This is a genomic window from Streptomyces sp. NPDC055400 (assembly GCF_053644375.1).
In genome coordinates this window covers 132493-144812 of the sequence record NZ_JBSHLM010000004.1, presented here as the reverse complement: position 1 = coordinate 144812, position 12320 = coordinate 132493, and the positions used below count along the sequence as shown (strand labels likewise).

The following is a 12320-nucleotide window of genomic DNA, read 5'->3' as shown; positions in this document are numbered from 1 at the left end:
GCTCAGCGGAAGACTCCGTCCAGAATCCGGGCAGTAACTATCCTGACCTGTACCGATTGCCCCGATACGCGGGGGGTGACCAACGGAGCGTGCACCACGTCTGCACGTAGCGCACACGATTCCCGGCACGCGCGACCCGGCCCGCCGCGGGCCCCCATGAACCCCACGGGTCACAGAGGCCCCGCGCAACGCCCCTTGAGGGACGTCACTTCATCCGGGTGGCCCACTCCTGGACCTTCGCGATGCGCTGCCGCAACTGCCCGGCCGTGGCCTCCGCGCTCGGCGGCCCCCCGCACACCCGCCGCAGCTCGGTGTGGATGACGCCGTGCGGCTTGCCGCTCTGATGTACGTACGCCCCGACCATCGCGTTCAGCGACTTGCGGAGTTCGAGGAGCTCCTTGTGCGAGACGACGGGCCGCCGCTCGGCCGGCATCTCGAGAAGATCGGCCTCACTGTCCGGCTTCTTCTTGCTGTGCGCGATCTGCCGGGCCTGCCGCTTCTGGAGCAGCATCTGCACCTGGTCGGGTTCGAGGAGCCCGGGAATGCCGAGGTAGTCCTGCTCCTCCTCGCTGCCCGGGTGCGCCTGCATGCCGAACTCGGCACCGTCGTAGAGGACCCGGTCGAACGTGGCCTCGGACTCGAGCGCCTCGAAGGAGAACTGCTCCTGCTCCCCCGTGTCCTCGTCCTCCTGTTTGTTCGCCTCGTCCATCTCCTGCTCGGACTCGGCGTAGGGGTCCTCCTCCCCGTCCTTCTTCGGCTTGTCGAGCACGTGGTCGCGCTCGACCTCCATCTCGTTGGCGAAGCCGAGGAGGTCGGGGACGGTGGGCAGGAAGACGGACGCGGTCTCGCCGCGCCGCCGTGAACGGACGAAACGGCCCACGGCCTGCGCGAAGAAGAGCGGGGTCGAGATCGTCGTCGCGTAGACACCCACGGCGAGCCGGGGCACGTCGACGCCCTCGGACACCATGCGGACGGCGACCATCCAGCGGTCGTTGCTCGCCGAGAAGTCGTCGATCCGCTTCGAAGCACCGGTGTCGTCGGAGAGGACGGTGGTGGGCTTTGTGCCGGTGATCTCCCGGATCAGCTTGGCGTAGGCGCGGGCGGAGTCCTGGTCGGCGGCGATGACGAGACCGCCGGCGTCCGGGATGCCCTTGCGGACCTCGGTGAGCCGCTGGTCGGCGGCGCGCAGCACGCTCGGCATCCACTCGCCGCGCGGGTCGAGGGCCGTACGCCAGGCCTGGCTGATGGCGTCCTTGGTCATGGGTTCGCCGAGCCGGGCGGCGATCTCGTCGCCGGCCTTCGTGCGCCACCGCATGTTGCCGCTGTACGAGAGGAAGATGACGGGCCGCACGACGCCGTCGCCGAGCGCGCTGCCGTAGCCGTACGTGTAGTCGGCGGAGGAGCGCCGGATGCCGTCCCTGCCCTCCTCGTACTGGACGAAGGGGATGGGGTTGGTGTCGGAGCGGAACGGCGTTCCGGTGAGGGCGAGTCGGCGGGTCGCCGGCTCGAAGGCCTCCAGGCACGCCTCGCCCCACGACTTGCTGTCGCCGGCGTGGTGGATCTCGTCGAGGATGACGAGGGTCTTGCGCTGCTCGCTGCGGTTGCGGTGCAGCATCGGCCGCACGCCCACACCCGCGTACGTGACGGCGACGCCCTGGTACTCCTTGTTGAGCGGACCCGCGCTGTACTCGGGGTCCAGCTTGATCCCTATGCGCGCGGCGGCCTCGGCCCACTGCTTCTTCAGGTGCTCGGTCGGCGCGACCACGGTCACCTGCTGCACGACATGGTGGTGCAGCAGCCAGGACGCGAGGGTGAGCGCGAACGTCGTCTTGCCGGCGCCCGGGGTGGCGACGGCGAGGAAGTCGCGCGGCTGCTCCTGGAGGTACCTCTCCATGGCCCCTTGCTGCCAGGCACGCAGCTTGCCCGCGGTGCCCCAGGGGGCGCGGCCGGGGAAGGCGGGTGAGAGGTGGTGGGAGGAGACGGAAGAGGCGGTGGCGGCGGTGGTAGTCACGGTCTCCGGGTTCGACGAGCGCGGGAACGGGGCGACGAGGCGGGTTACGCGTAGGGGGACGGGGCGACGAGAAGCGGTACGGGGCGATGATCGGAGCGGTCGGGTACGTACGACAACCGGGCCACCCTACCGGTGGGCCCCTCACTTCCCGGGGCAGACTCGGGGGCTCGGGCACTGGATGCGACAGGCCTCACATCGGTCGTGCGGTGGGCCTCACTTCGGTCGTGCGGTGGGCCTCGCACCTGTCATGCCGGGGCCCCGCACCCGTCATGCCGGGGGCCTCGCACCCGTCCGTCAGCGCCGCTCGGCCCGTACGCGCGTGGCCACCCACGCCCCCGCCAGCGCGACCGCGGCCATCGGCAGGAATACGGCTGCGAACGCCGCCGGATGCGAGCCGCCGGCCGCCGTGGCGCCGTACCCGGCCCCCACCGCTCCGCCCCCGAGCGCGGCGAACGCGGCGCCGCCCACGGCCAGCAGGACGACGTTGGAGAGGCCGTCCGAGATCTGCAGCGCGGCCGAGTTCGCCCCCGCCTCCTCCGGCGCGGACAACTGGAGCAGCAGCACGCTCGTCGACGAGATCACCAGGCCCATCCCGAGACACCCGAAGCCCCACGCCACCGCCACGATCCACACCGGCACGGCCGGGATCAGCACGCTCGGCGCGGTCACGATGGCCGCGGCCACCAGGACCATCCCGCCCGCCATCATGCGCTCCCGGTACGGCTCGAGGCCCGGCCGGGACTGCACGTACGAGCCCAGCGCCCAGGTGGCCCCGCCCGCCGCCAGTGACAGCCCGGCCGTCATCGGCGAGAGCCCGCGCTGGGTGACGAGCATCAGCGGCACGAAGGACTCGGCCGCGATGAAGGATCCGGCGGCGACCCCGCGCAGGAGGACGACGGCGGGCAGCCCGCGGGCGGCGCAGTAGGTGCCCCGGGGCAGCAGCCCGAGCACCGCCGGCACGAGCAGGGCGACGCCCACGGCGCCGGGGAGAAGGGACACCCAGGCCAGGTCCTGGGCCGCGTACTGAAGGAACCCGGCGCCGAAGGAGATCCCGAGAGCGAGCCGGATGCGGCGCCGGTCGACGGCGCCCGGGTCGGCGCCCTCGGCGGGCCCGGAGGCGCGGCGCCGGATCTGCGGCAGGGCGAGCGCGAGCGGGAACACGACCAGCACGGGGATCCCGATGAACACCCACCGCCACCCGAGGTGCTCGGTCACGGCGCCGGACGCGAGCGGCCCGACGACGGAGGGGACCACCCAGCTCGCGGCGAAGGCGGCCATGATCGCGGGCCGCAGGCGCTCCGGATAGGCGCGGCTGACAACGACGTACAACGCCACGATGACCAGCCCGCCCCCCAGCCCCTGCACGGCCCGCCCGGCGATGAACATCCACATGGACGCCGCGGTGCCGGCGAGCAGCAGCCCGGCCGCGAACGCCGCGATCCCCGCCCCCAGAGGCGCCAGCGGCCCGCGCCGGTCGGCCCACTGCCCGGACAGCACCATGCCGAAGAGGCTGGTGGTGAAGTAGGCGGAGAAGGCGAACGCGTACAGCGACACCCCGTCGAGCTCACGCGCGGCCACGGGCATGGCGGTCCCGACGGCGGTGGCCTCGAACGCGATCAGCAGAACGACGGAAACGATGCCGATGCTGAGGGCGCGATAGCCGCGCCCGAGCACGGCTTCGCCGGTCTTGACGTCGGCAGCGAGACCGGCGGCGAGTTCGGCACCGGGGTCGGCGGGGATGTCGGAGGCGATGTCCCGGGCGACATCGCCTCCGACACCGGACGGTTCCAGATCGGTCATGGGCTTCAGAGTAAGGGGCACGACACCGATTGACCCCTGTCGATGGTCCTCGTTCCCCTGGTCCCTTGGTCGTACGACTCCTCGTACGCGCCCCGCCCACCATGAACGCCGTGTGGCAGTCACATTGCGCCCCACGCGGCCCTCTTGGCGCGGCGGCCCACGGGCCGTACGGTCAAGACATCGGGTTCAACGAAATTTGTTCCGAACTCAGTTGGCCGTGTGCCCGAGTGGTTTAGGGATTCGCCTGCAAAGCGAAGCACACCGGTTCGATTCCGGTCACGGCCTCGACCAGCTCAACGGAGCTGAGCCGCAGCCTTAGGGGTGGCCCACCATTGGTGGGCCACCCCTAAGACGTTCCGGCGACACCACGGCGACCGCCCGCCCTACGCCGTGTCAGCCGATACTCGGCACCCCATCAGGGAGGCGAGTCGCGCTGCCACAGCCTTCCACCCGCTGCCCCAGGGCTCGCGCGCTGTCCGCCGCCAGTGCCGCGACTCTCGCCATGGTGGGCCGATCCTTCAGCTTCCCGCTCTCGCCTCCCAGACTGACAGTTACCTGAAGCAGGCCGTCGTGCCCGTTGACGCGGGGGCAGTTCACAAAGAGCTTGACGGCGCGGCCCTCCACATACCCCTTGGCCTTCCCAAGACCGACGGGCAGATTCCCCGGCTTCCTGGCGTCCCGATCGACATCTTCTTTCCTGTACCCGTCGGGCCAAAAGATCATGTAGTAGCCAATGTGAACCGACTTTCCGCCACCCGAGAGAACACATTTGCCGGGCGCTGACAGCGATCCCCGCGGCGAGAAGTCGAACGCGTACTCCTCGAAGGCTTCCCCTCGCTCCGGCAGCAGTGGCCGGAGCGAATCACCGGGCAGAGACCGCGAACACACGCGGTCGGGCACAGCAACGAGCGGGTCGTCGGACAGCCAGAACTTCCAGACGCCGAATCCGGCCAGCAATGCCACGATCAATGCAACAGGAACGACAACCCCCTTGCGCCAGCCCGCACGTTCCGGCTCTGAAGCTATGTCTTGCATGAGACCTTCCCTGCCGCCTACTGCTGACCCTGACCGTAGCTGTCCTTCACCTACTCGGACGCAGTAGTGGCCATGCTCTTCGCCTGGATATCGCTGACACCTGCCTCTCTGGCCGCCGTATATGTCGCGTCACGTTCTCGCCAGTCGACCGTTCCTGGCATCGAGCCACGCCGTCAAGGTCGACCGGACACGTCACCCACGACGGGCCGCCCGTCACCCGCCCCATTACTGGGCTGCACCGCCCATCACCCGGACGTGGGGTGACCAGCGCGTCGGGTCCGTCGTTGCCCAGAATCCCGCCTCGTCTCAAGAGAGTTGAGAGTTGAGCGAGGGGTGCGGGATGCGAGCACGGACACACGGGGAGGACATCAACACCATGGTCATCGGACCTGCTCAGGGGCAGCAGAACCTCGCTTCGTCGCCGGCGCGGAAGCGCGCCGCGGCCCGGGCGATCGAGAACCACATCGAACCCGACACGCGCCGCTCAGGCGAGTGGGCGGATGACGACACAGGGGCGGCCGTCAGGGCGTTCGACGCGAAGGACGGGCACGGCTGGGTCACGTCATCGGCCCTGAAGAAGGCGCACAAGGCCTGGGGGGATCAGGTGAAGTCCCTTATGAACAGGCTGAGTTCGGAGAAGGTGTCGCTGCGCGCCACCACGGCGCTTCTCCAGGGGACGGACTTCGGGGTAGGGGCACATGTCCGGACGTCGTCATCGCTCGACCGCTACTGACCGCCGTACGACCTGCCCCCGACCGGCGCACGAGGACCGACCCATGCCCACGTACCACGAGATCATGACCACCGACCTCGCCACGCTCACCACGGCGGCCGACCGCTGGGACGGTATGGCGAAGGAATTCGGAAAGCGGGAGACGGAATACAAACGGGATGTGCACGGCATCACGCCCGGCCCACCGTCCCCGTCCACCTGGACCGGCCTGAGCGCCGACGCGGCCGGGAAACGTTTCGACGTAACGCTCCACGAATTCCAGAACGCCCAGACGGAAGCGAAGGCGATCGCCTCGCTCCTCCGGGATGCTCACGCGCAGTTCGCCACCTTGCGCGGCCACCTCAAGTCCGAACGCCAGGAAGCAGTCAAGGCCGGCATAAAGGTCTCGGACCGGGGAGTGGTGGCGTACGACGAGGAACGCGCGGCCGCGAGCGAGTCCGGCTCGGCAATGCACGACCCCGGCAGCAGGGCCGAGGTTCACAGGGCGGTCGAATCCTGGCAGGGGCGCATCGACAAGGCGGTGCGCGCGGTAGGGGACGCCGATACGGGCGTTGAGATCGCACTGAGCGCAGCGGTCTTCGACTCCGACCTCACCGACGGTACAGGCAACGGCTTCAACTCCCGCGCCAAGGGCGACATCGAACAATACGAGGTCGACGTCGCAAAGGAATCCGCCCGCAAGCTCGCCAACGGCGAGCGACTCACGCCTCACCAAATGGCCGAACTGCAACGCTCGTTGCGCGACAACAGCCGTGACCCGGCATTCAGTCGCACCCTTCTGGACAGCCTGGGCCCGAGCGGCACGATCCGCCTGACCAATAACCTGGGCGATCTCGCCCACGTGACGGACCCCCGGCACGCGGCGGACTACGCATCCCTCGAAACGGGCCTCGCCAACTCCCTCGCGACGGCCACCAAGAACCCCAATTCCACGTGGTACAAGGACTGGCGGACGGAAATGCGAAGGGCGGGCGTCGCGCGCTACGAGACCGAATTCCAGGCGGCCAGGCTGGACAAGGTCCGCGGATACCAGTCACTGGTCACGCTCATGCAGCACGGCGACGGGTACGGGCGGGACTTCCTGGAGGACCTCGGCGACGACATGATCAAGGCCGAGAAGAAGAACCCCGATATCTGGGACCTCAAGGGCGAATACAGCGGGAAGAAGGACGGGTGGTTCGCCAACGACCCGGTCGACGGAGTACTCGGCGTCATGAGCCACGAGCCCGCCACGGCCGCGCATTACCTCAAAGACGACGACCGCATGAAGTACCTGATGCACGACCGCGACTGGAAGATCACGCTGCACACGGAGGAAACGCCGAAGGCGACGGTGTACACGCCGTCCCTCGACACGGACACCCACGCGGGCTTCGCAGCGGCGCTCCAGGCGGGAGCGACGGGCCTGGACCCATCGGACCCGAACGCGAAGTACGTGGACCACTCCGCGGACAACAACAAGGTGTTCAAGTCGTCGCTGAAGTACCTGGCGGATGAGGGCGACAAGTTCCCGGCGTCATTGCGGGAGCCTATGGCGAAGATTCTGGTGAATCATGGGGATACGGTGCATGCGGCGGCCGGCGCAATCGACATGAACGAGGCACCGCTGGCGCAGGACCAGCTCTACGAGGTCGTGAAGCAGGTATCCAAGGACCAGGGGTCGTATGCGGCACTGAACAGTGGCATCAACCATGCCATGGTGGCTGATATTCACGAACCGCACCAAAAGTATCCTCACGACTCACTGATTCAAGCAGGCCGAACCGTGGGGTTCCTTGAGCAAGCTCGAGTTGAATCTGCCGGAGACCCGAAGACCGCGGAGTTCAAGCACAAGTGGGTGGTCGATCAGGCCATCGGCTATATCCCCGTAGGCGGCGACGAAATTCAATCCGGAGTTGACTACGTGACGGACAGATGGCTCGCCGACGAGCAGAAGAAGCTGGACGACAAGGCCGCCGACGAAAACATCGCCCACTACAGGGACCGGAACGAGCAGCTGACGGCCATCGCAGAGCAGTGGCGCAAGGTCCACGGCACCGACGACGACTCAGCTTACGGTTCCCAGAATGAGATCAACCAAGCTGCAACGGCGGGAGTCGACTGCGCTCGGGGCGTGTCAGGAGACAAGAACCAGTGAAACTCACCCGGACCCTGATCAGACTCGCAGCACCATTGACTTGCGTTCCCCTGCTCTCGCTTGCCGCTTGCAGTGGTCCACAGCCAGAGATCCCAAAGAAGATCTGCGGAACAGGAGTCGCCCCAAAGATCACCAAGCCGCTACTCAGGTCCACAGGGAAAGTCAGTGAGTGGCGCACCGCAGGATGGGGCGGCAAGGGGCACGACGTGTGCACCGTTTCCGTCGACAATGCCGAGGCCTTTGACGTCACCTTGACATGGCATACGGATTCCATCGACCCCTTGAAGTACGCGTCACCGAATAACTCCGTAACGGGCTTATGGGATCCAGAGCGCATGAACTTGGCGGATCGAGCCGCAATTGGCGATGACGGAGCGATCGCCACAACGCGATGCCAAGGGGATCAAATCGAGTACTTCACGTTGGCCCTCAAACTGGCCCACGATCGCAAGGTGCCGCACCTGAAGAGCGACATCACCACGTTCATGCGTGCCTACATGCCCGCCACCATGAAAACCGTGGGCTGCACTCACCCCTGACGAGCGAGCGCATGCGACGCGTCATCCCCCAGCCGCAAGAATGACGCCCCCACCCACAACAATCACCGCGAACGCGACGAACACCGCCACGAACAGCAGCAGTTTCCCCGCGGAGGGGCCCGGCTCGTAAGAGCGCGGCTCGGGTCCGGCCGCCGGATCCTGGCGACCTGAAGGCTCACCTGTCGTCACCACTACCGTCCTCTCTCCGCGAAGTTCGCACTCCCAAAGTACGACCCCGCCGAGACCCGCAGTCAGCGACCCCGCCCCCGTCGGCGCGCCAGGCAGCCTCTCACCCGCGGAGTGAACCTCCCCGCGCAGAGCGAACCTAACGACCGGTCGCACGGGGCCCCGTGTCAGATACGGGGCCCCACCGACCACTCCTGCCACCCCCGTGACGCGGCAGTGCCGCCACACCATAGGCCTGGACCACTGCAAATCCACGGTGCGGCCATTGAATGATCACCGGGCTTCCGCAAACGGAATGAGGGCCGCCCAGCCACGGGGGAAGCTGGACGGCCCTCTTACTCAAGAGTAAGTACACGGCGGCGGATGCGTGCCCTCAGATAGCCGAAGTTTGCTCGATCTGCACGCCCGGCGCGCGACCGTCACACACACGTCTGCGCTGGTCATCGCCATGAACGAGTCGTGCGGGCGGCGCCGCGAGGCCACGCCGATCCGGCTGGAGTCGACCGTCAGCCCGGTCACTCACCCCCACCAGGCCCGCCACCGGAAGGACCACCACCCGGGCCACCGGATGAGCCACCAGACGGGTCGCCCAACACATCACCGGACGCATCACCAGCCGCGCCACCGAACACACCCCCACAAGCCGCCCGATACGCGGCCTCGGCGCTCGTACGGACCAGGCGCGCATCGATGGCGCTGCGCATGATGAGGAGCCGGTAGTAGAAGGGCGCACTCAGCGCAGCAATGACTTCGTATGCATCCGTATCCGGAGGAACCTCGCCCCGAGCGACGGCCCGCCGCACCAACTGCGTCACGACCTCGGTCCGCGCCGTGAAGGCACCACGGACGATCTCCGCGATACGGGGGTCGTGCGCGGCGGCGGCGACGACGGCCTCGATGAGGTTGCGGCTACGCGGCATGGCGTGGAAGTCGGCGATGGCCTGGGCCAGTTCGTACAGGTCCTGCCGGAACTCACCGGAGTCCGGAGTGTGGATGGTCCGGCTGTGCTGGGCCAGCAGATCGACGACGACCCCCTCGACGCTGCGCCAGCGACGCCTGATCGTCGAGACGTGCACACCGGAACGCGCCGCGAGCTTGTCGAGCGTGAGCCCGCCGAACCCGGTCTCGTCGAGCTCCTCCAGAGTGGCCCGGAGAACGGCCGCGCGGGTGCGGGCCGTGCGCCCGCCCGGACGGGCGGCGCCGGGCTGTGGTCGCTCAGTCATCGACGCCAATCTAATAGGCACCGGATCTTCACGTGCGGTCCGGCCCATTCCTCCCGGTTCAGCACCTTCCGTCAGCCGTGTCGCCCGATAACGTGAGGGCACCTTAATGCGCGGTGGCGAGCGTTAGAGCGTCGTCGCGCAAGGTAGTACGGGGGTACGCGAGGCGCAGGCCAAAAGGCCTGCGCCTCGAACAACGGGGGACATCACCACCGCTGCCGCGCCGGCACCGCCGCGCGGCAGCGGTGCCATGCCCTAGGCGGAGGGCCCCACCGCGGTGACCAGACGACAAGTGCGAGGATTCGGGCTCGGGCCGCGTGGTGGCGGGCAAGAAGGCCCCGCTCAGGAGCGGCCCGCACTCCGGCTGCGGCACGATCATGACCGTGGATTCCAGCTGATGGCGGAGCAACTAGTAGCCGAACTGGCCAATAACGCGATCACCCACGGCCGCGTACCGGGCAGGGACTTCCGCCTGACACTCACGCTCACACCGACGGACACGCTGCGTATCGAGGTGACGGACGCACGAGGAGACACAATGCCGCGCGAGCCGGGCTACGGCCTGCTCCTGGTCGAGGCATTGGCGGACGCCTGGGGTACGAGGCTGGACCCACCCCCAACGAAGACGGTATGGGCCGAATTGGCATCATCAAAGCCGTCCTGACCACATCGAGGTCTTCACGACGCGGTAGCCCAATACCCGGTCGGTCACGCGGTCAAAACCAATAAACCCGGGAGAGAACCCTCCCCAACCTCCCCCAACCCCCGGCGCTGCCCGACGGAAGCCCGACTGGGGATGACGTTCGCAGGCTGAGGCCCGACCACGGCCCTGGGGTTGCCTCCAACCGAGACGCGATCGCTTCACCCTCCCGAACCTCAACCCACGAAAGTCAGCCCCCACGCACAGAAGCAGAACAACGAGAGAGATGGAGGCATCAGCAACCACCCCCAAAGACCAACCACGCAATCCAAGAACCCGAACCCGCGCCCGCTCACCCACAAGGGTGATCAGACCCAACTCAGCTTGCAGAAAGCCCCGTTCACACCCCACGCTCACCCAGAGCAACACAACTCGAGAGCCTCGAGAACATAGAACGGCCCCCGCAGGGACTGGCATCCCAAGGCGAGGGCCTGACCACCAAGGAAGTTAGGCCCCTTCCCGATGGCTGATCAGCAGCTTAACGCGCCCCCGCGCGCCCAGCCCCAGGTTCCGACGGACGTTCCCCCGGGCGGCATCCGTCACATCAACCGCCGCCACGCGGACCGCTTCACGGTCGTAGGCAACCACCTGGTCCAACACCGCCAACTCTCCCTCACGGCAATCGGCCTGGCGGCCCACATCCAGTCGCTCCCACCCGGGGCAAGCGCCACGATCAAAACCCTGGCGGCCCGCTTCCCGGAGGGCGAGGTCCGCATCGCAGCGGCGTTACGCGAACTGGAAGCACACGGCTACCTGACCCGAACCCGAGAACGCCTGCCGTCAGGCCGAGTGATCACGCGCACGACGTCGTACAACAACCCACCGACGACGATTGGCAGTTCAGCGCCAAAGCCCTCGCGGAAACCCCACACTCCGGCAACTCCCCCGCGCCCAAATCTGCCAATCACCGCCTCAACACCACCGGCCGCGACCTCCGAGCACTCAACGCCCTCCGAACCGGCCGTGTCACTCCTCGCAGGCCTACGCCGCTACGACCCCCGGCTCCTGCTCGCAACCCGCGACGTACACCGCCTGGCGCCAGCGGTGGCGACATGGCTGGACCGAGGCATCACCCCAGAAGCAATCCGCCGAACCCTCACAGCCGGCCTCCCCCAGGACCTCCTCCGCAGCCCGGCAGCCCTCCTGTCCCACCGCCTGACGGAGCTACTCCCGCCCCCCTGCCCCCACGCGCACCAACGGCCCCGCCCTCACCCCGCCCGGCCCCCCCTCCAGAACTGTGACGGCTGCGACCGAGCATTCCGCTCCCCAGAGCCAGGCAAATGCGCCACATTCCGCCCCTCCCTACAGGAGGCCGCGTAACCAAATGCCCCACGAACACCGCAATACGAAGCCCTACTTGGCGATGCGAGAGCAGCTCCACACTCTGGACGACACACTTCCCGGCAGATTGGAGATCACGCGGGAGGGGATCATTCACGACGCCACGAGGCCCAACGGTCCCCACGAGCTGACTGTGCTCCGCATCAGGAGACGCCTGGAACAGGCAATGCCGGATGACCTCGTCGCCCACACGGGAGCCCCCGACGTGGAGGATTTTCCCCACCAGATCCTGCGCCGCCCGGATGTCATCGTGATCGCCGAGGCCGACATGGAGGGCGAGGGCGCATTCGATCCGCGCACTCTGCTGGCCGCCATCGAGGTGGTCTCCCACTCCAACCCGGACAACGACTGGGTAAGCAAGATGAGGGACTACCCGCTCCTGGGCATCCCCGCCTACGTGATCTTCGATCCTCGAACGGGCACCGGCGCCGCGATGACAGACATCCACCCCACACCTGAGGGCCCGCGCTACGCAACCCGCAAGGACTTCGTCTACGGCGAGACTGTCACCGTCGCCGACGGGACAATCCCCACGGGCACACTCCCCCGCTACCCCTGACCATCCCGCTCACTCCTCACGCCGGGCGCTCACGGACCGTCGCGGGATCACGGGGCGCT

9 protein-coding genes and 1 tRNA gene are annotated in these 12320 nt (G+C 67.7%); 6 read left to right on the top strand and 4 right to left on the bottom strand.

Annotated elements, in window-relative coordinates:
- Nucleotides 1-205: 205 nt before the first annotated feature.
- Both ACWIGU_RS11880 and ACWIGU_RS11875 read right to left on the bottom strand, forming a co-directional pair.
- Entirely contained in the window at nt 206-2011 is a 1806-nt protein-coding gene (locus ACWIGU_RS11880) for a DEAD/DEAH box helicase (protein ID WP_454399858.1), read from the bottom strand.
- 294 nt (nt 2012-2305) lie between these two features.
- Entirely contained in the window at nt 2306-3811 is a 1506-nt protein-coding gene (locus tag ACWIGU_RS11875) for an MFS transporter (RefSeq protein WP_454399856.1), read from the bottom strand.
- 213 nt (nt 3812-4024) lie between these two features.
- Between ACWIGU_RS11875 and ACWIGU_RS11870 the strand changes: the two genes are divergently transcribed.
- A tRNA-Cys gene (locus ACWIGU_RS11870) sits at nt 4025-4096 on the top strand.
- A gap of 108 nt (nt 4097-4204) precedes the next feature.
- Here ACWIGU_RS11870 and ACWIGU_RS11865 read toward each other — a convergent pair.
- A complete protein-coding gene (locus ACWIGU_RS11865; protein WP_454399854.1) occupies nt 4205-4846 on the bottom strand; it encodes a hypothetical protein in 642 nt (213 codons plus the stop codon).
- A gap of 340 nt (nt 4847-5186) precedes the next feature.
- Between ACWIGU_RS11865 and ACWIGU_RS11860 the strand changes: the two genes are divergently transcribed.
- From ACWIGU_RS11860 to ACWIGU_RS11850, 3 genes are all read left to right on the top strand, one after another.
- Entirely contained in the window at nt 5187-5579 is a 393-nt protein-coding gene (locus ACWIGU_RS11860) for a hypothetical protein (RefSeq protein WP_454399852.1), read from the top strand.
- Between the two features lie 64 nt (nt 5580-5643).
- The gene (locus ACWIGU_RS11855; RefSeq protein ID WP_454399850.1) at nt 5644-7716 is read left to right on the top strand and encodes a hypothetical protein; all 2073 of its coding nucleotides are present in this window, start codon (nt 5644-5646) and stop codon (nt 7714-7716) included.
- 206 nt (nt 7717-7922) lie between these two features.
- A complete protein-coding gene (locus tag ACWIGU_RS11850) occupies nt 7923-8255 on the top strand; it encodes a hypothetical protein (RefSeq protein WP_454399848.1) in 333 nt (110 codons plus the stop codon).
- A 701-nt stretch (nt 8256-8956) separates the two neighbouring features.
- Here ACWIGU_RS11850 and ACWIGU_RS11845 read toward each other — a convergent pair.
- A complete protein-coding gene (locus ACWIGU_RS11845) occupies nt 8957-9664 on the bottom strand; it encodes a TetR-like C-terminal domain-containing protein (protein WP_454399846.1) in 708 nt (235 codons plus the stop codon).
- A 361-nt stretch (nt 9665-10025) separates the two neighbouring features.
- On the opposite strand from ACWIGU_RS11845, the gene ACWIGU_RS11840 reads away from it, so the two are divergent.
- Together ACWIGU_RS11840 and ACWIGU_RS11835 are read left to right on the top strand one after the other, a co-directional pair.
- Entirely contained in the window at nt 10026-10325 is a 300-nt protein-coding gene (locus ACWIGU_RS11840) for an ATP-binding protein (protein ID WP_454400533.1), read from the top strand.
- 1360 nt (nt 10326-11685) lie between these two features.
- Nucleotides 11686-12261: a Uma2 family endonuclease gene (locus tag ACWIGU_RS11835; protein ID WP_454399844.1), complete on the top strand. Its 576-nt coding sequence runs from the start codon at nt 11686-11688 to the stop codon at nt 12259-12261.
- The last annotated feature ends 59 nt before the right edge of the window (nt 12262-12320 follow it).